Origin of the sequence: Pseudomonas sp. B22129 (genome assembly GCF_044218875.1) — a bacterium.
GTDB lineage: Bacteria > Pseudomonadota > Gammaproteobacteria > Pseudomonadales > Pseudomonadaceae > Aquipseudomonas.
Window position 1 is genome coordinate 2,405,746 of record NZ_CP162592.1, and the last position, 23,712, is coordinate 2,429,457.

18 protein-coding genes, 2 tRNA genes and 3 rRNA genes are annotated in these 23,712 nt (G+C 57.2%); 19 read left to right on the forward strand and 4 right to left on the reverse strand.

The genetic code is table 11. The annotated features are described in order from the left end of the window. Positions 1-182: 182 nt before the first annotated feature. Together AB4P94_RS10935 and sfsA are read left to right on the forward strand one after the other, a co-directional pair. Positions 183-1,355, forward strand: a complete 1,173-nt coding sequence (locus AB4P94_RS10935) for a pyridoxal phosphate-dependent aminotransferase (RefSeq protein ID WP_395610528.1) — start codon at positions 183-185, stop codon at positions 1,353-1,355. Further along, positions 1,355-2,068 (forward strand): DNA/RNA nuclease SfsA, encoded by a 714-nt coding sequence (sfsA, locus tag AB4P94_RS10940; RefSeq protein WP_395610529.1) that lies wholly within the window; start codon positions 1,355-1,357, stop codon positions 2,066-2,068. Before AB4P94_RS10935 ends, sfsA begins: the two co-directional genes overlap by 1 nt. On the opposite strand, the gene AB4P94_RS10945 is transcribed toward sfsA, so the two are convergent. Beyond that, positions 2,065-2,382: a Rieske (2Fe-2S) protein gene (locus AB4P94_RS10945; RefSeq protein ID WP_395610530.1), complete on the reverse strand. Its 318-nt coding sequence runs from the start codon at positions 2,380-2,382 to the stop codon at positions 2,065-2,067. The two genes, sfsA and AB4P94_RS10945, sit on opposite strands and share 4 nt — an antisense overlap. Before the next feature lie 155 nt (positions 2,383-2,537). Here AB4P94_RS10945 and AB4P94_RS10950 point away from each other — a divergent pair, with 155 nt between their 5' ends. Genes AB4P94_RS10950 through AB4P94_RS10960 form a run of 3 tightly spaced genes read left to right on the forward strand, consistent with a single transcriptional unit; the run spans position 2,538 to position 5,217 of the window. Next, complete coding sequence (locus AB4P94_RS10950) at positions 2,538-3,416, forward strand: hemin ABC transporter substrate-binding protein (RefSeq protein WP_395610531.1); 879 nt, start codon at positions 2,538-2,540, stop codon at positions 3,414-3,416. Next, positions 3,413-4,450 (forward strand): FecCD family ABC transporter permease, encoded by a 1,038-nt coding sequence (locus tag AB4P94_RS10955; protein ID WP_395610532.1) that lies wholly within the window; start codon positions 3,413-3,415, stop codon positions 4,448-4,450. Before AB4P94_RS10950 ends, AB4P94_RS10955 begins: the two co-directional genes overlap by 4 nt. Beyond that, positions 4,450-5,217: a heme ABC transporter ATP-binding protein gene (locus AB4P94_RS10960; RefSeq protein WP_395610533.1), complete on the forward strand. Its 768-nt coding sequence runs from the start codon at positions 4,450-4,452 to the stop codon at positions 5,215-5,217. The genes AB4P94_RS10955 and AB4P94_RS10960 overlap by 1 nt, the downstream gene beginning before the upstream one ends. Positions 5,218-5,460: 243 nt before the next feature. Here the strand turns inward: AB4P94_RS10960 and AB4P94_RS10965 are convergent, their stop codons facing one another. From AB4P94_RS10965 to AB4P94_RS10975, 3 genes are all read right to left on the reverse strand, one after another. Beyond that, positions 5,461-5,733 carry a TfoX/Sxy family protein gene (locus tag AB4P94_RS10965; protein WP_395610534.1) on the reverse strand — a complete coding sequence of 91 codons (273 nt, stop codon included), beginning with the start codon at positions 5,731-5,733 and terminating at the stop codon, positions 5,461-5,463. 205 nt (positions 5,734-5,938) lie between these two features. Next, complete coding sequence (locus AB4P94_RS10970; protein ID WP_395610535.1) at positions 5,939-6,283, reverse strand: pentapeptide repeat-containing protein; 345 nt, start codon at positions 6,281-6,283, stop codon at positions 5,939-5,941. Between the two features lie 93 nt (positions 6,284-6,376). Next, entirely contained in the window at positions 6,377-7,933 is a 1,557-nt protein-coding gene (locus tag AB4P94_RS10975; protein WP_395610536.1) for an AAA family ATPase, read from the reverse strand. Between the two features lie 118 nt (positions 7,934-8,051). Between AB4P94_RS10975 and mrcB the strand changes: the two genes are divergently transcribed. The 14 genes from mrcB to rrf all read left to right on the forward strand — a co-directional run bounded on the left by mrcB (position 8,052) and on the right by rrf (position 23,625). Beyond that, positions 8,052-10,376, forward strand: coding sequence for a penicillin-binding protein 1B (gene mrcB, locus AB4P94_RS10980; protein WP_395610537.1), 2,325 nt, complete (start codon positions 8,052-8,054; stop codon positions 10,374-10,376). A 16-nt stretch (positions 10,377-10,392) separates the two neighbouring features. Further along, a complete protein-coding gene (locus AB4P94_RS10985; protein WP_395610538.1) occupies positions 10,393-11,127 on the forward strand; it encodes a tetratricopeptide repeat protein in 735 nt (244 codons plus the stop codon). Next, the gene (locus AB4P94_RS10990; protein ID WP_395610539.1) at positions 11,127-11,456 is read left to right on the forward strand and encodes a YqcC family protein; all 330 of its coding nucleotides are present in this window, start codon (positions 11,127-11,129) and stop codon (positions 11,454-11,456) included. The genes AB4P94_RS10985 and AB4P94_RS10990 overlap by 1 nt, the downstream gene beginning before the upstream one ends. A gap of 431 nt (positions 11,457-11,887) precedes the next feature. Then, positions 11,888-13,612: an acetolactate synthase 3 large subunit gene (locus AB4P94_RS10995; protein ID WP_395610540.1), complete on the forward strand. Its 1,725-nt coding sequence runs from the start codon at positions 11,888-11,890 to the stop codon at positions 13,610-13,612. 2 nt (positions 13,613-13,614) lie between these two features. After that, the gene (gene ilvN / locus AB4P94_RS11000) at positions 13,615-14,106 is read left to right on the forward strand and encodes an acetolactate synthase small subunit (protein WP_003176102.1); all 492 of its coding nucleotides are present in this window, start codon (positions 13,615-13,617) and stop codon (positions 14,104-14,106) included. Between the two features lie 46 nt (positions 14,107-14,152). Further along, positions 14,153-15,169 (forward strand): ketol-acid reductoisomerase, encoded by a 1,017-nt coding sequence (gene ilvC / locus AB4P94_RS11005; RefSeq protein ID WP_003176099.1) that lies wholly within the window; start codon positions 14,153-14,155, stop codon positions 15,167-15,169. 144 nt (positions 15,170-15,313) lie between these two features. Next, positions 15,314-16,171 (forward strand): CDP-diacylglycerol--serine O-phosphatidyltransferase, encoded by an 858-nt coding sequence (gene pssA, locus AB4P94_RS11010; protein ID WP_395610541.1) that lies wholly within the window; start codon positions 15,314-15,316, stop codon positions 16,169-16,171. A 63-nt stretch (positions 16,172-16,234) separates the two neighbouring features. After that, positions 16,235-17,248, forward strand: a complete 1,014-nt coding sequence (gene msrP, locus AB4P94_RS11015; RefSeq protein ID WP_395610542.1) for a protein-methionine-sulfoxide reductase catalytic subunit MsrP — start codon at positions 16,235-16,237, stop codon at positions 17,246-17,248. Continuing rightward, positions 17,248-17,868, forward strand: a complete 621-nt coding sequence (msrQ, locus tag AB4P94_RS11020) for a protein-methionine-sulfoxide reductase heme-binding subunit MsrQ (RefSeq protein ID WP_395610543.1) — start codon at positions 17,248-17,250, stop codon at positions 17,866-17,868. Before msrP ends, msrQ begins: the two co-directional genes overlap by 1 nt. Before the next feature lie 545 nt (positions 17,869-18,413). After that, positions 18,414-19,950, forward strand: a 16S ribosomal RNA gene (locus tag AB4P94_RS11025). A gap of 82 nt (positions 19,951-20,032) precedes the next feature. Continuing rightward, positions 20,033-20,109: transfer RNA gene (locus tag AB4P94_RS11030), tRNA-Ile, on the forward strand. A gap of 30 nt (positions 20,110-20,139) precedes the next feature. After that, a tRNA-Ala gene (locus AB4P94_RS11035) sits at positions 20,140-20,215 on the forward strand. Between the two features lie 247 nt (positions 20,216-20,462). Continuing rightward, positions 20,463-23,354 (forward strand): 23S ribosomal RNA (locus tag AB4P94_RS11040). A gap of 155 nt (positions 23,355-23,509) precedes the next feature. Beyond that, a 5S ribosomal RNA gene (gene rrf, locus AB4P94_RS11045) occupies positions 23,510-23,625 on the forward strand. Together the 16S, 23S and 5S rRNA genes with 2 tRNA genes alongside form the textbook arrangement of a ribosomal RNA operon. Positions 23,626-23,712 lie beyond the last annotated feature (87 nt).

The following is a 23,712-nucleotide window of genomic DNA, read 5'->3' on the forward strand; positions in this document are numbered from 1 at the left end:
ATGCCGGGGTTGCAAACTGCAATAGCCCGCCATGGCTGGACATGTAACGCCTCGAATGTTGATTTTAGTCGTTTTGCGCGCGCTTGCCCGGGCCGCCTGAGTGGCCGGGCAGGCAATAGAACATGTTTTACCGCGCGGGTTCGGTAGAATCCTGATTTTGTCCTCACGGTTAAGGAAGGCTAATGGCTCAGCCCTACAGTGCGCGCAGTCGCGCCATCGAACCTTTTCATGTCATGGCGTTGCTGGCGCGGGCCAATGAGCTGCAAGCAGCCGGCCATGACGTGATCCACCTGGAAATCGGCGAGCCGGATTTCACCACGGCCGAGCCGATCATTCAGGCCGGCCAGGCGGCGCTGGCCAACGGCAAGACCCGCTACACCGCCGCTCGCGGCTTGCCGGAGTTGCGCGAGGCCATCAGCGGCTTCTACGGGCAGCGCTACGGCCTGAGCGTGGACCCTGAACGCATTCTGATCACCCCCGGCGGCTCCGGCGCCTTGTTGCTCGCCAGCAGCCTGTTGGTTGATCCGGGCAAGCATTGGTTGTTGGCCGATCCCGGTTATCCGTGCAATCGTCACTTCCTGCGGCTGGTGGAAGGCGCGGCGCAACTGGTGCCGGTCGGCCCGGACGTGCGTTACCAATTGACCGCTGACCTGGTGGGCAAACACTGGAACCAGGACAGCGTGGGCGCGCTGGTCGCGTCGCCGGCGAACCCTACCGGCACGATCCTCACTCGGGATGAATTGGCTGGGTTGTCGAGCGCTATCAAAGCGCGTAACGGCCATCTGGTGGTCGACGAGATCTATCATGGCCTCACCTACGGCACCGAGGCGGCCAGCGTGCTGGAAGTCGACGACGATGCCTTTGTCTTAAATAGTTTTTCGAAGTATTTCGGCATGACCGGCTGGCGCCTCGGTTGGTTGGTAGCACCACCGGCTGCCGTGGGCGAATTGGAGAAGCTGGCGCAAAACCTCTACATCAGTGCGCCGAGCATGGCCCAGCACGCGGCATTGGCCTGTTTTACCCCGCAAACCCTTAGCATCCTGGAAGAACGTCGTTCGGAATTCGGGCGCCGTCGCGATTTCCTGTTGCCAGCCCTGCGCGAACTGGGCTTCGGCATCGCCGTAGAGCCGGAGGGCGCGTTCTATTTGTATGCCGATATCAGCGCGTTTGGCGGTGATGCCTTCGCGTTCTGCCGCCACTTCCTTGAAACCGAACACGTAGCCTTCACGCCCGGGCTGGATTTCGGACGCTTTCAGGCGGGCCACCATGTGCGCTTTGCCTACACGCAAAACCTCGATCGGCTACAGGAAGCGGTGGAGCGCATTGCCCGTGGCCTGCAGAGCTGGCAAGCCTGATGCGCTTTCATCCTCCCCTCGAAGAAGCGCGACTGATTCGACGCTACAAGCGTTTTCTCACCGATATCGAAACCGTTAGCGGCGAGTTGCTGACCATTCACTGCCCGAACACCGGCTCGATGCTCAATTGCATGGTCGAAGGCGGGCAGGTCTGGTTCAGCCGTTCCGATGACCCAAAGCGCAAGCTGCCCGGCACCTGGGAAATTGCCGAAACGCCGCAAGGTCGACGGGCGTGCGTCAACACAGCGCGCGCCAATCAACTGGTCGAAGAAGCGTTGCGTGCCGGGGTAATCACCGAACTCAACGGTTTTACGGCGTTGAAGCGTGAGGTGCCTTACGGTCTGGAAAAAAGCCGCATCGATTTTCGCCTGGATTACCCACAGGGCGCTGCGTATGTGGAGGTCAAGAGCGTCACCCTGGGCTTCGATGGCTCGACGGTGGCGGCGTTTCCCGATGCTGTCACCCAGCGCGGCGCCAAGCATTTGCGCGAGTTGGCGCATTTGGCGCGTGAAGGTGTGCGGGCGGTGCAGCTGTATTGCGTGAATCTCTCAGGCATTGATGCCGTGCGCCCAGCGGTGGAAATCGACCCCGGCTATGCCGCCGCCTTGCATGAAGCCAAAGCCGCCGGTGTGCAAGTGCTGGCCTATGGTGTGCACGTCACGCCAGAGGAGATTTTTATCGACCGCCGCCTGGACGTATTGATGGGTGACTAGAGTTCCACCCACAGGCCTTGTTGGTCTTCGCGGCTTGGCAGGGCGGTGAGGTGTTGGCCTGCGCACGGGCCGGCGATGCATTCGCCGCTTTCGATCAGGAACAGCGCGCCGTGGGTGGCGCACTGGATCAGGCTGGCGCTGGCATCGAGAAACCGGTCGGGCTGCCATTCCAGCGTAATGCCGCGATGGGGGCAGCGGTTGATATAAACGTAAGCCACGCCACCTCGGCGCACGGCCAACAGCTTACAGCCGTCGATCTCGAAACCGCGGCTGCTGTCTGGTGCGAGACTGTCTGAGGGGCAGAGAAACTTCATTTCAATCCTTAAGTGCCTTGACGTTCAAATGCAAACAATTATCAAATGCCCGCTTCGCCCATAGCTGACCGGGCGCTCAGTACGATGCCAGACAGGTCCCGTCTGTCACATCGGTGAGTGCCTGCGCGGCCCTGCCCTTGGAAGGAAACCCTGTTATGCGCCTGAGTACCAGCGCTATTGCGCTTGTTGCCTTACTGCTGGTCAACCACGGGGCCCAGGCCTCCGAACTGCCACAACGCTGGGTCAGTGCCGGTGGGGCGCTATCGGAATGGGTCGCGGCGCTGGGCGCCGAGTCGAAGTTGGTGGGGGTCGATACCACCAGCCAACATCCGGAATCACTCAAGGCGTTGCCGAGCATTGGTTACCAGCGGCAATTGTCGGCAGAAGGCATCCTGAGTTTGCGTCCGCAGGTGCTGATCGGGACCGAAGAAATGGGCCCGCCGCCCATACTGTCGCAGATTCGCGGCGCGGGCGTTCAGGTTGAAATGTTTTCGGCCCAGCCGGATTTGCCGACCTTGAAAGGCAACCTTCAGCACTTGGGTAAATTGCTCGGTAATGAAGCCAGGGCCAATGAATTGTTTACCGGATATGAACAGGCGCTGGACCAGCAGAAAAGCTGGGTCGCCAAGGCCCAGGCCACGCAGAAAGCGCCGGGTGTGCTGCTGTTGCTGGGCCACGCGGGTGGCAAGCCGCTGATTGCGGGTAAAGACACCGCTGCCGATTGGCTGTTGCAGCAGGCGGGCGGACATAACCTGGCGACCCACACCGGTTACAAGCCGTTTTCGGTGGAGTCGCTGGCGGGGTTGAGCCCGGATGTATTGGTATTTGCCGATCGCGCATTGACTGGCGATGCGGCGCGCGCGGCCCTGTTCAAGGAAAATCCGATTCTGGCGTCAACGCCGGCCGCAAAGAATGGTCGAGTGTTTGAGCTGGACCCGACCTTGCTGGTCGGTGGGCTTGGGCCGCGGCTGCCGCAAAGCCTGGTGACGCTGGCTGCCGGGTTTTACCCGTCCCAGGCTAAACCTGCCCCATGACCACTTTGGTTAAGCCGAAAACGTTGTTTGTCGGGCTGGCGCTGCTGTGTGCGCTGGCGATTTGGCTGTCGTTGGCGCTGGGCCCGGTCAGCTTGCCATTGCTGGACACACTTAAAGCGGCATTGCGCTTGATCGGCGTGCCGATAGAGGCGCAGGGGCTGGAGCAAGCCGAGTTGATCTTGGGGCAGATCCGCCTGCCGCGCACTTTGCTGGGGCTGGCGGTCGGCGGCGTGCTGGCCTTGTCGGGTGTGGCGATGCAGGGTTTGTTTCGCAACCCGCTGGCCGACCCGGGGTTGGTCGGGGTGTCCAGTGGGGCGGCGTTGGGTGCGGCCATCGCCATCGTCGGCGGTTCCTTTTTCGGCGGTTTGCCGGATGCGTTTGGGCCTTACTTGTTGTCGCTGTGTGCATTTCTCGGCGGGTTGGGTGTCACCGCATTGGTTTATCGGCTCGGGCGTCGCAACGGCCAGACCAATGTCGCGACGATGTTGCTCGCCGGTATCGCCCTCACCGCCCTTGCCAGCTCGGCGGTGGGGTTGTTTACCTATCTGGCGGATGACGCCACGTTGCGCACCCTGACCTTCTGGAATCTGGGTAGCCTCAACGGCGCCAGTTATTCGCGGTTGTGGCCATTGCTGCTGGTGAGCGCCGGGGTGGCGCTGTGGTTGCCGCGCCGAGCCAAGGCACTGAATGCGTTGTTGCTCGGTGAGTCTGAAGCCAATCACTTGGGCGTCGATGTTGAAGGTCTCAAGCGTGAACTGGTGTTCTGCACCGCCCTGGGTGTGGGCGCGGCGGTGGCGGCGGCGGGGATGATCGGGTTTGTCGGGCTGGTGGTGCCGCATTTGGTGCGGCTGCTGGCCGGGCCGGACCACCGCGTGCTGTTGCCGGCGTCTGTGCTGGCCGGGGCCAGCCTGTTGTTGTTCGCCGATTTGGTCGCGCGGCTGGCGTTGGCGCCGGCGGAGTTGCCGATTGGCATCGTGACCGCGTTTATTGGCGCGCCATTCTTTCTCTATCTGTTGTTGCGGGGGCGTGCCTGATGCTGCGTGTGGAAGAGCTGCAGATCCGGCGCGGCCGCAAAGTTGTATTGGCAGATGTCACTCTTGAACTGGTGCCGGGGGAAGTGTTGGGGGTGCTCGGGCCCAATGGCGCGGGTAAAAGCACTCTGCTGGGGGCTTTGTGCGGTGAACTGCAACCGGATCAGGGGAATGTGTGGCTGGATGAGCAGGCGCTGAAGGACTGGAGTGGTACGCAGCGTGCCCAGCGGCTGGCGGTATTGCCGCAGGCATCCACGCTGGATTTCGCCTTTCGTGTCGAGGAAGTGGTCGGCATGGGGCGCTTGCCTCATCAAACCGGGCGGGTGCGTGATGATGAAATCATCGAGGCGGCTTTGCAGGCGGCGGATGTCGGGCATTTAAGTGGGCGCAGCTACCTGGCATTGTCCGGCGGTGAACGCCAGCGTGTGCACCTGGCGCGGGTGTTGGCGCAGTTATGGCCGGGCGAAGCAGGGCAGACGCTGTTGCTGGATGAGCCGACCTCAATGCTCGACCCCTTGCATCAACACACCACTTTGCAAGCTATCCGTAGTTTTGCCGATCGCGGGGCGGCGGTGTTGGTGATACTTCATGACTTGAACCTGGCTGCGCGTTACTGCGATCGCATTCTGCTGCTGGAAGGTGGGCGCCCGCATGCCTTGGACACGCCGCAAGCGGTGCTGAGGCCGGAGCCGCTGAAGGCGGTGTTTGGCCTGGATGTGTTGGTGCAGCCGCATCCGGAGCGTGGGCACCCGTTGATCATTGCGCGCTGAAATCCACTTTTCCCAAGGCAAAAAAAGACCCGGCAAGAGCCGGGTCAAATAACCGTGATTAGCCTGATGAGGAGATAATCTGAGAGTCCGAACCAATGGTCTTTCAGTTATCGGCTGATCTCGCGACCAGTTGTGATAATCATAACGATTCTCATTTGAGAGTCAACCTTTGTTTTGCGTCTCTAGCGAGTTTTGTTCAGCGCCTATTTGCAGCGCCCGTAAACAGTGGGCTTTGTTGCCGATCTAATTTTTCTGACGCGTCGAGATCGCATCCAGCTGACGGTTCAAAGCCTCCTTGCGCTCCGTCGGGATGTCGTTCCAGTGCACGTCCATCAATGCGCCTTCAATTGCATACAGCAGTACTTTCGATGCACGGAACCCGCGAGTACGCACGGCGCGGTAGGCATCAACCGCCCCCAGGCGGCGCAAGTCGGAAGCGCTGTGGATGCCCACCGCGTGCAGCCACTGTGCCGACGTCTTGCCCAGGTTTTTCAGGTGTTGCAGCTCATCGTTCATCAAGCCTCCTTGCGACGGCCGAATGGTGCGGTGGGTATCGTGACCAGGCAAGCCTGAAAAAGAGTGTAGCGCTCAGTAGGAAAAGCGTGGTTCTTTGGTCAGCAATGGCTGAAAAGCTTATAAGAGTGCGTTGGGAGAGGTTTGGCGATAAGCAGGCGAGAAACGCCCGGCCCGCAGGGTGGGGGCCGGGGTTTGGGTTGAGGTGTTACTTGGTGCGGTAGCGCAGGCGAGTACCGAAATTGACCGACATGAGGATTTCGTCGGCGGTCAGGTCCGGGGAAAAGTAGGTGCCGGAGATCTGTGCATGGGCCAGGCTCGCGCCTTCCAGCGAACAGTCGCGCAAATCCAGGCCGCGCAAGTCGGCGGAGCGGAAGTAGGCGTCGGTGAAATCTATGCCGGTGGCGTTCAGGTCACGCAGGTCCAGCCCTCGAAAGTCGCCGCCACGCATGTCGATGGCGCCTTCTTTGGGGCGCTCCTGGTTGAAGCCGCGAATGTCGTCTTTATGCAGGAGCGCGTAGAGCGGGGTGTCGAGAAGCTTGGGCTGACTCATGATGGCGACTCCTGTTGGAATTATGACGCCATTATAGTGCCACTATTGCTCGGCCGTGCACCGAAGAACGGTGACACGACCAAGAAATATTTCTTACAGGCCGGGCAGGCGCTGGCGGATGTGCGCCACGAGCGCGTCGAGTGTGCCGCTTTCGTTGGTCTCCACACGCTTGCTCAGCAGCAGTTCTTCGGCCGACAACGGGTCGCGGTTCGCTTGCTGCCCTTCGATTACGGCCAGTGTTGCGTCGGACGGATCGTTTTGATCTGCCTGACGTTGTGCCAGCCAACTGCTGATAACCGCTTGCGGTGCGTTGCAATCCAGAATCAGGAACGGCGCGCCTGTGGCTTCGGCAATCCTGGCGGCGGCGTCACGTTGCTCACGTTTCAGGAAGGTGGCATCCAGTACCACCGGGTAACCGGCACGTAAAACGGTATCGGCTATTTCGTTCAGGCGAGCGTAGGTGGCTGCGCTGGCGTCGGCCGCATAAATACCGGATTGTGGCGTGTTCTCGACCTTTTGCTCACCGAACAGGCGCTTGCGCTCGACGTCCGAACGCAGGCGCACCGCACCGAGTGCTTCTACCAGGCGCATTGCGACGTGGCTTTTGCCGACGGCCGAAACCCCGTGGGTAATCGCCAGGAAGCGTGAAGGAATGGTGCTGTAGCTCTCCGCCAGGTTGGCGTAGTTGCGGTACTGGCGCAGGGTGGTGGCGCGTTGTACCGGGTCGGCTTCGCTCGGCATGCTGAACAGCGCCACCTTGGCGCGCACCAGGGCGCGGTAGGCTTTGTAGAAGTTCAGTACTTCAAGGCCTTGGTAGTCGCCAGTCAGTTCCAGGTACTGGCTGATAAAGCGGCGTGCCAGGGATTTGAGGCCACGGTCTTCCAGGTCCATCGCCAGGAAGCCGGTGTCGGCGTACACGTCGGTGAAGCGGAAAGGCTCATTGAACTCGATGCAGTCGAAAATCACCACTTTGCCATCGATCAGGGTGGCGTTGCCCAGGTGGATGTCGCCGTGGCACTCGCGGGTGAAACCGTCGAGTTTGCGCTGTTGAAACAGCGGCTTGAGGCGCTCGAAACTGCTTTCAGCCCAGGCTTGCAACGCTTCGAGTTGCACCAGGTCAGCCTTGTCGCTGAGGAAGGGGCGGATCTGTTCGAAATTTTGACGAACCGGTGCCATCACTTCATTTGGCGTACCGGCGGGGTGTTCTTGTGGCACTTTAGGCGCCGTAAGGTGGAAATGCGCAATCTGCCGGGCCATCTCATCGATGTGCGCGCTGGTCAATTCGCCGTTGGCTTGCAAGGTGCTGAGCATCTGGCTTTGCGGGAACTGGCGCATTTTCAGTGCGTACTCGATCACCGGGCCGTCGCCGCCCAATTGCGGGGCTTCGGCTGTGCCGGTGATCGGCAACACTTCAAGATACAAATCTTCGGTGAGGCGCGCGTTGAGGCGCAGCTCTTCCCGGCAGAAGTGGCCACGGTCTTCCAGAACGGTGAAATCGAGAAAGCCGAAGTTCATCGGCTTCTTCAGTTTATAAGCATAGGGACCGGTCAGGACCACCCAGGAAATATGGGTTTCGATGACTTGAAATGCTTCAACCGGGTGAGGGTATAAAGCCGGGTTTTGCAGGGCAGCGATCAGGGACTGGCTCACGGGCGATCCTTCAAAGTCTGGGGGAAAACATGGCGGGCATTATGGCCGCTACGAGCGGTCGTGCAAACCGCTGTCCGGCTCATGTTGATCATCAATAAAGTGCGTATAATCCGCCGCCATGACTCGAACCCGATCTCCCCGTTCCCGTAAAAAACCTCCTTCCCGTGGCCTGCGCCCGTGGCTGGGCTGGGCGCTCAAGCTCAGCCTCGTGGGCCTTGTGGTGCTCGCCGGCTTTGCGGTGTACCTCGACGCTGTGGTCCAGGAGAAGTTCTCCGGCAAGCGCTGGACCATCCCGGCCAAGGTGTACGCTCGCCCGCTGGAACTGTTCAACGGCCAGAAGCTGAGCAAGGATGATTTCCTCACCGAACTCGACGCTCTGGGCTATCGCCGCGAGCCTGTGAGTAACGGCCCGGGGGCGGCAGCCGTCAGTGGCAATACGGTCGACCTGAATACCCGTGGCTTCCAGTTCTATGAAGGCCTGGAAAAAGCCCAACCGGTTCGCGTGCGTTTCTCCGGCGATTACGTCGCCGAGTTGTCGTCGCTCAATGGCGCCAAATTGCCGGTTGTGCGCCTGGAACCGCTGCTGATCGGCGGCATTTACCCGAAAAACCTCGAAGATCGGATCCTGATCAAGCTTGATCAGGTGCCACCGTATCTGCTCGAAACCCTGGTGGCCGTAGAAGATCGCGATTTCTACAGCCACTGGGGCGTCTCGCCCAAATCCATTGCTCGCGCGATCTGGGTCAACACCTCCGGCGGGAAGATGACCCAAGGCGGCAGTACGCTGACGCAACAATTGGTCAAGAACTTCTACCTGACCAACGAGCGCAGCCTGACCCGCAAACTCACCGAAGCCATGATGGCCATGTTGCTGGAGTTGCATTACAGCAAGCAGGAAATCCTTGAGGCGTACCTCAACGAGGTGTTCGTCGGTCAGGATGGCCAGCGCGCGGTGCACGGTTTTGGCTTGGCCAGTCAGTTCTTCTTCGGGCAACCGTTGTCCGAGTTGAAACTGCACCAGGTCGCCTTGCTGGTGGGTATGGTCAAGGGCCCGTCCTACTACAACCCGCGCCGCAACCCTGAACGTGCGTTGGAGCGCCGCAACCTGGTACTCGATGTGCTGGAGCAACAGGGCGTCGCTACCGCTGAGCAAGTGGCCGCCGCGAAGAAAATGCCACTGGGTGTGACCACGCGCGGCAAACTGGCCGACAGTTCCTTCCCGGGCTTTATCGACCTGGTTAAACGCCAACTGCGTGAAGACTACCGCGATGAAGACTTGACCGAAGAAGGCCTGCGAATCTTCACCAGTTTCGACCCGATTCTGCAGATGAAGGCCGAGGCTTCCGTCAACGACACCTTCAAACGCCTGACGGGCCGCAAGGGAGCCGACGAGGTCGAAGCCGCCATGGTCGTGACCAACCCGGAAACCGGTGAAGTACAGGCCATGATCGGCAGTCGCCAGGCCAGTTTCGCCGGTTTCAACCGTGCGCTGGATGCAGTGCGGCCGATTGGGTCGCTGGTCAAGCCGGCGGTGTATCTCACGGCACTGGAAAAACCGAGCAAATACACCCTGACCAGTTGGCTCTCGGACGAGCCGCTGTCGGTCAAGCTGGCTGACGGCCAGGTGTGGACGCCGAAGAACTTTGAACGTCGTTCCAACGGTACGATTTTCCTGTACCAGGGCCTGGCGCATTCCTACAACATTTCCACCTCGCGTCTCGGGCTGGAAGTGGGCGTGCCGAACGTGTTGAAAACCCTGGGTCGCCTGGGCATCAATCGTGAGTTCCCGGCTTTCCCGTCGATGCTGCTGGGCGCTGGCGCCATGACGCCGATGGAAGTGACCACGATGTACCAAACCATCGCCAACGGTGGCTTCAATACGCCGATGCGCGGTATTCGCAGCGTGCTGACCGCCGAGGGTGAGCCACTCAAGCGTTATCCGTTCCAGATTCAGCAGCGCTTCGATGCGGGCTCCATCTACCTGATCCAGAACGCCATGCAGCGCGTGATGCGTGAAGGCACCGGGCGTTCGGTCTACAACGTGCTGCCGGCGAACCTGACGCTGGCGGGCAAGACTGGCACCAGTAACGACTCTCGGGACAGCTGGTTCGCAGGTTTCGGCCAGGACGTACTGGCGGTGGTGTGGCTGGGTCGGGATGACAACGGCAAAACACCGTTCACCGGCGCGACCGGCGCGTTGCAGGTGTGGACAAGTTTCATGCGCAAAGCCGACCCGCTGCCGCTTAATATGCCGCAGCCGGATAACATCGTGCAGGCGTGGATTGATCCGCACACCGGGCAGGGCTCTGATGCCAACTGCCCGGGCGCGGTGCAGATGCCGTATATTCGCGGCAGCGAGCCACCTGCCGGGCCCGCCTGCGGTGGCGGTGCCCCTGCCAGTGCGGAATCGGTGATGGATTGGGTCAAGGGCTGGATGAATTAAGCAAAGAGGGTTTCAAGTGAACAAGTGGTGGATTCCAGCTATTACAGCTCTGGCTTTGCTCAACGGTTGCGCCAGCGTGCAACGCGGCTCGATTCCGGTGGTGGACTCGAGCACTAACGTTTCCAATAACGACCGTATCTCGGCCACGGGCGGCTTCCGCCAGACCGTGGTCAAGCGCCCAGCCCAGGCCACGCCTCAGTCGATTCCGCAGGATTCGGGTGTGGTGGTGATGGTGCCGGGCGGTGGTGCGGCAACGTCGGCACCGATCAGTGCCGAGCCGTGGACCCCAGGCCCAAGCACTTCGGGGCCGGTGGATTCCACGCCAATTCAGACGGCGCCGATCAATCAGGGCTCTTACAGCATGCCATCGACGCCGAGCGGTATTCCGTCGTCGTCCGGCTCCGGCGGCTTGTCGGCTGACGAGCAGCTGGATGGTCCGGTACTGGCCCTGTTGACCACCGCCCAGCAGCAACAGGCCGGTGGCGACTTGAACGGCGCATCCTCGAGCCTTGAACGTGCCCAGCGCGTGGCGCCTCGTGAGCCACAAGTGCTGTATCGTCTGGCCCAGGTACGCATGGCTCAGGGTGATGCTCCGCAAGCCGAGCAGTTTGCCCGTCGCGGCCTGACCCTGGCTAACGGTCGCCCGGACCTGCAAGCCAACCTGTGGGCCCTGATTGGCGATGCGCGTGCCGCCCAGGGCGATGCCGCCGGCGCCGCTCAGGCTCGGCAAAAAGGCAAGGTTACTTACTGATGGATGCGCGTTTTCCAGCAATTGCCGAACAGTTATTGCTGATCGAGCGTGAGTTGCGCGTGCAGGGCTGGTGGGACGAGGTGTCCCCCAGCGTGGAAGCGCTGAGCAGCGTGGAGCCTTTTTCAGTCGACACGCTGGACTTCCACCAGTGGCTGCAATGGATCTTCCTGGCGCGCATGAAGCAGATTCTCGAACAGGACCTGCCATTGCCCAATGCGTCGGGGATCATGGAGATGGCCGAGATGGTCTACGCGGATCGCCCGCAAGAGAGCCTTGGTTTACGTAACGCGCTGAAAAAGTTCGACCAATTGATCGTCGACGCTCGTTAATTGCCTGACTGCCGGGTTTTCCGGCAGCCTTGCGCACATTTCTACCGCTTCACGACATTCAGGCGAGTTTTATCCCTCCTCAAAGCCCTTTCTTCTACGTTCTCATGCGCTTAGTTGGAAAAAAGCGCAATTATTGCTTGACTTGAACGGCCTGAAACAGAAGAATCCAAAGTCCGCTGTATCGGGACTGCCAGAAGCAGGCCCGCTCAGCAGATCATGAGGCGCACATCCGCGCCGACCTGTAACACCCGCAACGCGTTACCTCGCGCTGGGTGGGAAAAGCCCGCAACACTTGGGACGATCCCAATACTTGCTCAGTCAGTGCTGACGTAGTCGGCGACCACCGTCGCTCATGCTCTGTTGAGAAGTAAACCTATTAAGACCCGTCGGTTTTCAACGGACGGTATTCTGGCGTTTTAGAGGTGAACAACGTGGAGCTTTTATCTGGTGGTGAGATGCTCGTCCGCTTTTTGCGTGACGAAGGCGTCGACTATATCTACGGGTACCCAGGTGGTGCTCTGCTGCATGTTTACGACGCACTGTTCAAGGAACCGGCTGTTACCCACATCCTGGTTCGCCACGAACAGGCCGCGACCCATATGGCTGACGGTTACGCCCGTGCCACCGGTAAAGCCGGTGTGGTACTGGTAACGTCCGGCCCAGGCGCAACGAATGCCATTACCGGCATCGCGACTGCGTATATGGACTCCATCCCGATGGTGATCATTTCCGGCCAGGTCCCAAGCACCATGGTGGGGACCGATGCATTCCAGGAAACCGACATGATCGGTATCTCCCGGCCGATCGTGAAACACAGCTTCATGATCAAGCATCCCTCGGAAATTCCGGAAGTCATGAAAAAGGCCTTCTACCTCGCGCAGTCCGGTCGCCCGGGCCCTGTCGTTGTAGACATCCCGAAAGACATGACCAACCCGGCCGAGAAGTTCGAATACATCTTCCCGAAAAAAGCCAAGCTGCGCTCTTACAGCCCGGCCGTTCGTGGGCATTCGGGGCAAATCCGCAAGGCGGCAGAAATGCTCCTGGCGGCTAAGCGCCCTGTACTGTACTCGGGTGGTGGCGTGATTCTGGGTGGCGGTTCCGCACCTTTGACCGAATTGGCCAAGCTGCTCAACCTGCCGGTGACCAACACCTTGATGGGCCTCGGCGCATTTCCGGGTACCGACCGTCAGTTCGTCGGCATGCTGGGCATGCACGGCAGCTACACCGCCAACCTGGCCATGCACCACGCTGACGTAATCCTGGCCGTGGGCGCGCGGTTCGATGACCGTGTGATCAACGGCGCGAGCAAATTCTGCCCGAATGCCAAGATCATCCATATCGATATCGACCCGGCGTCCATTTCCAAGACCATCAAGGCCGACGTGCCGATCGTAGGTCCCGTGGAAAGCGTGTTGACCGAAATGGTTGCCGCGCTCAAGGACATCGGCGAAACACCGAACAAAGAGTCTGTTGCCAGTTGGTGGAAGCAGATCGACGAATGGCGCGGTGATCGTGGCCTGTTCCCTTACGACAAGGGCGACGGCAGCATCATCAAGCCACAAACCGTGATCGAGACCCTGTGCGAAGTGACCAAGGGCGACGCCTTTGTGACCTCCGACGTGGGCCAGCACCAGATGTTTGCCGCGCAGTACTACAAGTTCGACAAGCCTAACCGCTGGATCAACTCCGGTGGCTTGGGCACGATGGGCTTTGGTTTCCCGGCGGCCATGGGCGTGAAGCTGAGCTTCCCTGACACCGACGTGGCGTGCGTCACCGGTGAGGGCAGCATCCAGATGAACATCCAGGAACTGTCGACGTGCCTGCAGTACGGCCTTCCGGTGAAGATCGTCTGCCTGAACAACGGCGTGCTGGGCATGGTTCGTCAATGGCAGGACATGAGCTACAACAGCCGTCACTCCCATTCCTACATGGAGTCGCTGCCGGATTTCGTAAAATTGGTTGAAGCCTATGGCCACGTCGGCATGCGCATCACTGATTTGAAAGATCTGAAGCCGAAGATGGAAGAGGCGTTCGCCATGAAGGACCGTCTGGTGTTCCTGGATATTCAGGTGGATACCAGCGAGCACGTCTACCCGATGCAGATCAAAGACGGCTCTATGCGCGACATGTGGCTGAACAAGACGGAGCGTACTTAATCATGCGGCACATTATCTCCCTGCTTCTGGAGAACGAACCCGGCGCTCTGTCTCGTGTTGTCGGCCTGTTTTCGCAACGCAACTACAACATCGAAAGCCTGACCGTGGCCCCGACCGAAGACCCGACCCTGTCGCGCCTGACGTTGACCACCGTGGGCCACGATGAGGTGATCGAGCAGATCACCAAGAACCTCAACAAGCTGATCGAAGTGGTCAAGCTGGTCGACTTGTCGGAAAGTGCCCACATCGAGCGCGAGCTGATGCTGGTTAAAGTCAAGGCCACGGGTGCCCAACGTGCCGAGATCAAACGCACTACCGACATTTATCGCGGGCAGATCGTTGATGTGAGCGCCAGCGTTTATACCGTTCAACTGACCGGTACAAGCGACAAACTGGACAGCTTCATCCAGTCGATCGGGACGGCCTCGATTCTGGAAACTGTACGCAGTGGTGTCACCGGGATTGCCCGTGGCGACAAAGTACTCAGCATTTAACCCAATTAGTGAATGGCCTTACGGCCTGGATATATAGAGGAACCTCATGAAAGTTTATTACGATAAAGATTGTGACCTGTCGATCATCCAGGGCAAGAAAGTCGCCATCATCGGCTACGGCTCCCAGGGTCACGCGCAAGCTTGCAACCTGAAAGATTCCGGCGTTGACGTGACTGTTGGCCTGCGCAAAGGCTCGGCCACTGTTGCCAAGGCTGAAGCCCACGGCTTGAAAGTGACTGACGTTGCTTCTGCTGTTGCAGCTGCCGACCTGGTCATGATCCTGACCCCGGACGAGTTCCAGTCCGCGCTGTACAAAAACGAAATCGAGCCGAACATCAAGAAAGGCGCCACCCTGGCCTTCTCCCACGGCTTCGCGATTCACTACAACCAGGTTGTTCCACGTGCCGACCTCGACGTGATCATGATCGCGCCGAAAGCACCGGGCCACACCGTGCGTTCCGAGTTCGTCAAAGGCGGCGGCATCCCTGACCTGATCGCGATCTACCAGGACGCATCGGGCAACGCCAAAAACGTTGCGCTGTCCTACGCAGCCGGTGTTGGTGGCGGTCGTACCGGCATCATCGAAACCACCTTCAAGGACGAGACTGAAACCGACCTGTTCGGTGAACAAGCCGTTCTGTGCGGCGGTACCGTTGAGCTGGTCAAAGCCGGTTTCGAAACCTTGGTTGAAGCTGGCTACGCGCCGGAAATGGCCTACTTCGAATGCCTGCACGAACTGAAGCTGATCGTTGACCTCATGTACGAAGGCGGCATCGCCAACATGAACTACTCGATCTCCAACAACGCCGAGTACGGCGAGTACGTGACTGGCCCGGAAGTGATCAACGCCGAGTCCCGTCAGGCCATGCGCAACGCCCTGAAACGTATTCAGGACGGCGAATACGCCAAAATGTTCATCAGCGAAGGCGCTACCGGCTACCCTTCGATGACCGCCAAGCGTCGTAACAACGCCGCTCACGGTATCGAAGTCATCGGCGAGCAGCTGCGCTCCATGATGCCGTGGATCGGTGCCAACAAGATCGTCGACAAAGCCAAAAACTAAGTCGTACGCATCAAGAGAAAACGCGGCCCAGGCCGCGTTTTTTCGTTTGGGGGCGGGTTCTGGTATAAAGCTGCATCGTTTGCGGGCGAACATGTGCCGCGAGTATTTGTCGAATTCTTTTCACACCGTTGCAAGGTAAAGTCCATGACCGAACGTCCCGAAGAGCCAAACCAGGCCTCTGACGCCGAAAGCCTGCTGCCGATCGATGAGCATGTCGAAGAAGGGCATGATGCGGAAGGTCGCAAGGTCCGGCATCGTGGCATCTATCTGCTGCCCAACCTGTTCACCACGGCGAACCTGTTTGCCGGTTTCTATTCCATCATCAATTCCATGAGCGCTCAGAGCGCGCTGGCAGCGGGTGATGCGGCGAGTGCCAGCAAATATTTCGGTTTTGCGGCCATCGCCATTTTCGTGGCCATGGTACTCGACGGCCTTGATGGTCGTGTGGCGCGCATGACCAATACCCAGAGTGCCTTCGGTGCCGAGTACGACTCGCTGTCGGATATGGTCGCCTTCGGTGTTGCACCCGCGTTGCTGGCGTTTGCCTGGGCATTGGGTGATATGGGCAAGGTCGGTTGGATGGTTGCCTTCATTTATGTCGCGGGTGCAGCTTTGCGTCTGGCGCGCTTCAATACCCAGGTGGGTACCGCCGACAAGCGTTACTTCATTGGACTGGCCAGCCCGGCGGCTGCGGGTGTAGTGGCGGGTATTGTGTGGGCGTTCAGTGATTACGGCATCCAGGGTTCGAAGATGTCGTTTCTGGTGGCGTTGATGGTTGCGGCGGCTGGCATGCTGATGGTCAGTAACATTAAGTACAACAGCTTCAAGGAGTTCGATCTCAAGGGGCGCGTGCCTTTTGTGGCGATTCTGGTCGTGGTACTGGTATTTGCGGTGGTATTCAGCGATCCACCGCGCATTCTGCTGTTGGCGTTCCTTGTCTACGCGGCTTCGGGGCCAGTTCAGTACCTGCTGCATTTGCGCCGCGACAAAACATTGTCTTAATGTAATTTCCCCCATACTCCGCAGTCTATTGGTGCATCAGTCCTCCAATGCTGCGGAGTTGCCATGTTAATCAAATTGCCCAAAGCGTCCGATTGCCACGAATCGGACGTCACGCCTGAATCCTTCTACCTCTCACGCCGCAGTTTGCTCGGTGGTGCGCTTGCCGGTGTCGCAGCCAGTAGCTTGCCGCGTTGGGCCAGTGCCGAAGAGGCTGCCCGCTACGTCGATGTTGAGCCGGGTAACGCGCCGAAATGGTTTGCCGAGAAGCTGCCAGCTACAAAATGGCAGGCGGTCACCGTGAAGGACGAGGCAATCACTCCGTTCAAGGATGCGACCCACTACAACAACTTCTATGAGTTCGGCACAGGCAAAGGTGATCCGGCGACGAATGCGGGCTCTCTCAAGACCGAGCCGTGGAGTGTTGTGATTGATGGCGAGGTAGCGAAGCCGGGGCGTTACGCCCTGGAGGACTTCATGAAGCCTTATCAGCTGGAAGAGCGGATCTATCGTTTGCGCTGTGTTGAGGCGTGGTCGATGGTCATTCCCTGGATGGGTTTCCCGATTTCGGCCTTGCTCAAGCAAGTTGAGCCAACGTCCAAAGCCAAGTACATCCGCTTTGAAACCCTGCAAGACCCTAAAAGCATGCCGGGTCAGCGCTCAAGCTTTGGTTTGATCGACTGGCCTTATGTAGAGGGGCTGCGTTTGGATGAGGCGATGAACCCATTGGCGATTCTTGCTGTGGGCATGTATGGGCGAGAGTTGCCAAACCAGAACGGCGCGCCGTTGCGTTTGGTGGTGCCTTGGAAGTATGGCTTCAAGAGTGTGAAGTCCATCGTGCGGATCAGTCTTGTCAGTGAGCAGCCGAAAACAACCTGGCAGAGCATTGCTGCGGATGAATATGGGTTTTACGCAAATGTGAATCCGACGGTTGATCATCCTCGCTGGACCCAGGCGCGCGAGCGGCGCCTCCCTAGTGGTTTGTTTAGCCCTAATGTGCGTGAAACGCAGATGTTCAACGGCTACTCGGATGAGGTTGCTTCTCTCTATACCGGTCTCGATCTGCGGAAGAACTACTGATGCGCTATCCCGTCTGGCGCATTGGCGTCTTTATAGCTGCGGCGGTGTGGCCGTTGTTCTGGCTTTATGAAGCGTGGAGCTCGGCGCTAGGGCCTGATCCGGGGAAAGTAATGGTTGACCGGTTGGGGTTGGGCACCTTGATCCTGCTGCTCATCACTTTGGGGATGACACCACTGCAAAAGTTGAGCGGTTGGGCGGGGTGGATAGCCGTTCGCCGGCAGTTGGGGCTGTGGTGCTTTGCTTATGTGGTGCTGCATTTGGCGGCCTACTGCGTGTTCGTCCTTGGGTTGGATTGGTCGCAGCTGGGGGTGGAGCTGCGTAAGCGGCCTTACATCATTGTGGGGGCCTTGGGTTTTCTGTCTTTATTGGTATTGGCGGTAACGTCGAATCGTTACAGTCAACGCCGGCTTGGTAGTCGCTGGAAGAAGCTGCACCGTCTGGTCTACGTGATTCTCGGGCTCGGTTTGCTGCATATGTTGTGGATTGTTCGAGCGGATCTCAAGGAATGGGCTATCTATGCTTCTATAGGTGCGCTGCTTTTAGTGCTGCGGATTCCCCCTGTCATGCGCCGGATCCCCCGCGTTATTGCGAAAAAACCACTTTCTGCAACAAAAGCGTAATTAGGGGTTGACGGCAGATTCTGGAAGTCTATAATTCGCCCCACTTCCGGCGCAGTCGAAACGGAAAACTCCTTGGTAAACAAAGAGTTATGCGAGATTCGACAGCGAGTTGCTTCAGTTCATCGAAGCCCAGAAGGAGTTGATAGAGCGGTGTTGTTTGGCTCTATTAACGTTTCGATCTTCTCGGTCGAAAGCGGAGAAAAAGAGGTGTTGACAGCAGCGTGTAACGCTGTAGAATTCGCCTCCCGCTAACGAGAGATCGGAAGCGCAAGTGGTTGAAGTTGTTGAAGAAATCTTCGAAAACTTCTGAAAATAATCACTTGACAGCAAATGAGGCTGCTGTAGAATGCGCGCCTCGGTTGAGACGAAAGATCTTAACCAACCGCTCTTTAACAACTGAATCAAGCAATTCGTGTGGGTGCTTGTGGAGTCAGACTGATAGTCAACAAGATTATCAGCATCACAAGTTACTCCGCGAGAAATCAAAGATGTAACCAACGATTGCTGAGCCAAGTTTAGGGTTTCTTAAAAACCCAAAGATGTTTGAACTGAAGAGTTTGATCATGGCTCAGATTGAACGCTGGCGGCAGGCCTAACACATGCAAGTCGAGCGGTAGAGAGAAGCTTGCTTCTCTTGAGAGCGGCGGACGGGTGAGTAATGCCTAGGAATCTGCCTGGTAGTGGGGGATAACGTTCGGAAACGGACGCTAATACCGCATACGTCCTACGGGAGAAAGCAGGGGACCTTCGGGCCTTGCGCTATCAGATGAGCCTAGGTCGGATTAGCTAGTTGGTGAGGTAATGGCTCACCAAGGCGACGATCCGTAACTGGTCTGAGAGGATGATCAGTCACACTGGAACTGAGACACGGTCCAGACTCCTACGGGAGGCAGCAGTGGGGAATATTGGACAATGGGCGAAAGCCTGATCCAGCCATGCCGCGTGTGTGAAGAAGGTCTTCGGATTGTAAAGCACTTTAAGTTGGGAGGAAGGGCAGTAAATTAATACTTTGCTGCTTTGACGTTACCGACAGAATAAGCACCGGCTAACTCTGTGCCAGCAGCCGCGGTAATACAGAGGGTGCAAGCGTTAATCGGAATTACTGGGCGTAAAGCGCGCGTAGGTGGTTTGTTAAGTTGGATGTGAAATCCCCGGGCTCAACCTGGGAACTGCATTCAAAACTGACTGACTAGAGTATGGTAGAGGGTGGTGGAATTTCCTGTGTAGCGGTGAAATGCGTAGATATAGGAAGGAACACCAGTGGCGAAGGCGACCACCTGGACTAATACTGACACTGAGGTGCGAAAGCGTGGGGAGCAAACAGGATTAGATACCCTGGTAGTCCACGCCGTAAACGATGTCAACTAGCCGTTGGAAGCCTTGAGCTTTTAGTGGCGCAGCTAACGCATTAAGTTGACCGCCTGGGGAGTACGGCCGCAAGGTTAAAACTCAAATGAATTGACGGGGGCCCGCACAAGCGGTGGAGCATGTGGTTTAATTCGAAGCAACGCGAAGAACCTTACCAGGCCTTGACATCCAATGAACTTTCTAGAGATAGATTGGTGCCTTCGGGAACATTGAGACAGGTGCTGCATGGCTGTCGTCAGCTCGTGTCGTGAGATGTTGGGTTAAGTCCCGTAACGAGCGCAACCCTTGTCCTTAGTTACCAGCACATAATGGTGGGCACTCTAAGGAGACTGCCGGTGACAAACCGGAGGAAGGTGGGGATGACGTCAAGTCATCATGGCCCTTACGGCCTGGGCTACACACGTGCTACAATGGTCGGTACAGAGGGTTGCCAAGCCGCGAGGTGGAGCTAATCCCATAAAACCGATCGTAGTCCGGATCGCAGTCTGCAACTCGACTGCGTGAAGTCGGAATCGCTAGTAATCGCGAATCAGAATGTCGCGGTGAATACGTTCCCGGGCCTTGTACACACCGCCCGTCACACCATGGGAGTGGGTTGCACCAGAAGTAGCTAGTCTAACCTTCGGGAGGACGGTTACCACGGTGTGATTCATGACTGGGGTGAAGTCGTAACAAGGTAGCCGTAGGGGAACCTGCGGCTGGATCACCTCCTTAATCGACGACATCAGCTGCTCCATAAGTTCCCACACGAATTGCTTGATTCATTGAAGAAGACGATAAGAAGCAGCCCGAAATTGGGTCTGTAGCTCAGTTGGTTAGAGCGCACCCCTGATAAGGGTGAGGTCGGCAGTTCGAATCTGCCCAGACCCACCAATTTTGTGTGGGAAACGCCTGTAGAAATACGGGGCCATAGCTCAGCTGGGAGAGCGCCTGCCTTGCACGCAGGAGGTCAACGGTTCGATCCCGTTTGGCTCCACCACTACTGCTTCTACGTTATGAAAGCTTAGAAATGAGCATTCCATCAGGTTGATGGTGAATGTTGATTTCTAGTCTTTGATTAGATCGTTCTTTAAAAATTTGGGTATGTGATAGAAAGATAGACTGAACGTTACTTTCACTGGTAACGGATCAGGCTAAGGTAAAATTTGTGAGTTCTCTTAGTTGAGAAATTCGAATTTTCGGCGAATGTTGTCTTCACAGTATAACCAGATTGCTTGGGGTTATATGGTCAAGTGAAGAAGCGCATACGGTGGATGCCTTGGCAGTCAGAGGCGATGAAAGACGTGGTAGCCTGCGAAAAGCTTCGGGGAGTCGGCAAACAGACTTTGATCCGGAGATGTCTGAATGGGGGAACCCAGCCATCATAAGATGGTTATCTTACGCTGAATACATAGGCGTAAGAGGCGAACCAGGGGAACTGAAACATCTAAGTACCCTGAGGAAAAGAAATCAACCGAGATTCCCTTAGTAGTGGCGAGCGAACGGGGACTAGCCCTTAAGTGGCTTTGAGATTAGCGGAACGCTCTGGAAAGTGCGGCCATAGTGGGTGATAGCCCTGTACGCGAAAATCTCTTAGTCATGAAATCGAGTAGGACGGAGCACGAGAAACTTTGTCTGAATATGGGGGGACCATCCTCCAAGGCTAAATACTACTGACTGACCGATAGTGAACTAGTACCGTGAGGGAAAGGCGAAAAGAACCCCGGAGAGGGGAGTGAAATAGATCCTGAAACCGTATGCGTACAAGCAGTGGGAGCAGACTTTGTTCTGTGACTGCGTACCTTTTGTATAATGGGTCAGCGACTTATTTTCAGTGGCGAGCTTAACCGAATAGGGGAGGCGTAGCGAAAGCGAGTCTTAATAGGGCGTCTAGTCGCTGGGAATAGACCCGAAACCGGGCGATCTATCCATGGGCAGGTTGAAGGTTGGGTAACACTAACTGGAGGACCGAACCGACTACCGTTGAAAAGTTAGCGGATGACCTGTGGATCGGAGTGAAAGGCTAATCAAGCTCGGAGATAGCTGGTTCTCCTCGAAAGCTATTTAGGTAGCGCCTCATGTATCACTGTAGGGGGTAGAGCACTGTTTCGGCTAGGGGGTCATCCCGACTTACCAAACCGATGCAAACTCCGAATACCTACAAGTGCCGAGCATGGGAGACACACGGCGGGTGCTAACGTCCGTCGTGAAAAGGGAAACAACCCAGACCGTCAGCTAAGGTCCCAAAGTTATGGTTAAGTGGGAAACGATGTGGGAAGGCTTAGACAGCTAGGAGGTTGGCTTAGAAGCAGCCACCCTTTAAAGAAAGCGTAATAGCTCACTAGTCGAGTCGGCCTGCGCGGAAGATGTAACGGGGCTCAAACCATACACCGAAGCTACGGGTATCACGTAAGTGATGCGGTAGAGGAGCGTTCTGTAAGCCTGTGAAGGTGAGTTGAGAAGCTTGCTGGAGGTATCAGAAGTGCGAATGCTGACATGAGTAACGACAATGGGTGTGAAAAACACCCACGCCGAAAGACCAAGGTTTCCTGCGCAACGTTAATCGACGCAGGGTTAGTCGGTCCCTAAGGCGAGGCTGAAAAGCGTAGTCGATGGAAAACAGGTTAATATTCCTGTACTTCTGGTTATTGCGATGGAGGGACGGAGAAGGCTAGGCCAGCTTGGCGTTGGTTGTCCAAGTTTAAGGTGGTAGGCTGAGATCTTAGGTAAATCCGGGATCTTAAGGCCGAGAGCTGATGACGAGCTAACTTTTAGTTAGCGAAGTGGTTGATGCCATGCTTCCAAGAAAAGCTTCTAAGCTTCAGGTAACCAGGAACCGTACCCCAAACCGACACAGGTGGTTGGGTAGAGAATACCAAGGCGCTTGAGAGAACTCGGGTGAAGGAACTAGGCAAAATGGCACCGTAACTTCGGGAGAAGGTGCGCCGGTGAGGGTGAAGGACTTGCTCCGTAAGCTCATGCCGGTCGAAGATACCAGGCCGCTGCGACTGTTTATTAAAAACACAGCACTCTGCAAACACGAAAGTGGACGTATAGGGTGTGACGCCTGCCCGGTGCCGGAAGGTTAATTGATGGGGTTAGCTAACGCGAAGCTCTTGATCGAAGCCCCGGTAAACGGCGGCCGTAACTATAACGGTCCTAAGGTAGCGAAATTCCTTGTCGGGTAAGTTCCGACCTGCACGAATGGCGTAACGATGGCGGCGCTGTCTCCACCCGAGACTCAGTGAAATTGAAATCGCTGTGAAGATGCAGTGTATCCGCGGCTAGACGGAAAGACCCCGTGAACCTTTACTATAGCTTTGCACTGGACTTTGAATTTGCTTGTGTAGGATAGGTGGGAGGCTTTGAAGCGTGGACGCCAGTCTGCGTGGAGCCATCCTTGAAATACCACCCTGGCAACTTTGAGGTTCTAACTCAGGTCCGTTATCCGGATCGAGGACAGTGTATGGTGGGTAGTTTGACTGGGGCGGTCTCCTCCTAAAGAGTAACGGAGGAGTACGAAGGTGCGCTCAGACCGGTCGGAAATCGGTCGTAGAGTATAAAGGCAAAAGCGCGCTTGACTGCGAGACAGACACGTCGAGCAGGTACGAAAGTAGGTCTTAGTGATCCGGTGGTTCTGTATGGAAGGGCCATCGCTCAACGGATAAAAGGTACTCCGGGGATAACAGGCTGATACCGCCCAAGAGTTCATATCGACGGCGGTGTTTGGCACCTCGATGTCGGCTCATCACATCCTGGGGCTGAAGCCGGTCCCAAGGGTATGGCTGTTCGCCATTTAAAGTGGTACGCGAGCTGGGTTTAGAACGTCGTGAGACAGTTCGGTCCCTATCTGCCGTGGACGTTTGAGATTTGAGAGGGGCTGCTCCTAGTACGAGAGGACCGGAGTGGACGAACCTCTGGTGTTCCGGTTGTCACGCCAGTGGCATTGCCGGGTAGCTATGTTCGGAATAGATAACCGCTGAAAGCATCTAAGCGGGAAACTAGCCTCAAGATGAGATCTCACTGGAACCTTGAGTTCCCTGAAGGGCCGTCGAAGACTACGACGTTGATAGGTTGGGTGTGTAAGCGCTGTGAGGCGTTGAGCTAACCAATACTAATTGCCCGTGAGGCTTGACCATATAACACCCAAGCAATTTGACTACTCGAAAGAGCATCAGATTGCGGTGTGTGAAGACGAGATGAACCGAAAGTTCGACGTTCACAAAACACTGAAAGCTGTCACATACCCAATTTGCTGAAGCGAGGCATAAGCCACGACTCAGTACCCGAATTTCTTGACGACCATAGAGCATTGGAACCACCTGATCCCATCCCGAACTCAGTAGTGAAACGATGCATCGCCGATGGTAGTGTGGGGTTTCCCCATGTGAGAGTAGGTCATCGTCAAGATTAAATTCCAGAACCCCTGTTTGCTAACGCAAACAGGGGTTTTGTTTTGGGCGGTCGGAAATATTCCTGCGGCCTGCGCTTGATCCG

Coding starts and splice junctions, on each gene's coding strand:
- sfsA (WP_395610529.1), top strand. CDS start 1,355: ATGCGCTTTCATCCTCCCCTCGAAGAAGCGCGACTGATTCGACGCTAC.
- ilvC (WP_003176099.1), top strand. CDS start 14,153: ATGAAAGTTTATTACGATAAAGATTGTGACCTGTCGATCATCCAGGGC.
- AB4P94_RS10935 (WP_395610528.1), top strand. CDS start 183: ATGGCTCAGCCCTACAGTGCGCGCAGTCGCGCCATCGAACCTTTTCAT.
- AB4P94_RS10970 (WP_395610535.1), bottom strand. CDS start 6,283: ATGAGTCAGCCCAAGCTTCTCGACACCCCGCTCTACGCGCTCCTGCAT.
- AB4P94_RS10960 (WP_395610533.1), top strand. CDS start 4,450: ATGCTGCGTGTGGAAGAGCTGCAGATCCGGCGCGGCCGCAAAGTTGTA.
- AB4P94_RS10990 (WP_395610539.1), top strand. CDS start 11,127: ATGGATGCGCGTTTTCCAGCAATTGCCGAACAGTTATTGCTGATCGAG.
- pssA (WP_395610541.1), top strand. CDS start 15,314: ATGACCGAACGTCCCGAAGAGCCAAACCAGGCCTCTGACGCCGAAAGC.
- AB4P94_RS10965 (WP_395610534.1), bottom strand. CDS start 5,733: ATGAACGATGAGCTGCAACACCTGAAAAACCTGGGCAAGACGTCGGCA.
- ilvN (WP_003176102.1), top strand. CDS start 13,615: ATGCGGCACATTATCTCCCTGCTTCTGGAGAACGAACCCGGCGCTCTG.
- msrP (WP_395610542.1), top strand. CDS start 16,235: ATGTTAATCAAATTGCCCAAAGCGTCCGATTGCCACGAATCGGACGTC.
- AB4P94_RS10955 (WP_395610532.1), top strand. CDS start 3,413: ATGACCACTTTGGTTAAGCCGAAAACGTTGTTTGTCGGGCTGGCGCTG.
- AB4P94_RS10945 (WP_395610530.1), bottom strand. CDS start 2,382: ATGAAGTTTCTCTGCCCCTCAGACAGTCTCGCACCAGACAGCAGCCGC.
- AB4P94_RS10950 (WP_395610531.1), top strand. CDS start 2,538: ATGCGCCTGAGTACCAGCGCTATTGCGCTTGTTGCCTTACTGCTGGTC.
- mrcB (WP_395610537.1), top strand. CDS start 8,052: ATGACTCGAACCCGATCTCCCCGTTCCCGTAAAAAACCTCCTTCCCGT.
- msrQ (WP_395610543.1), top strand. CDS start 17,248: ATGCGCTATCCCGTCTGGCGCATTGGCGTCTTTATAGCTGCGGCGGTG.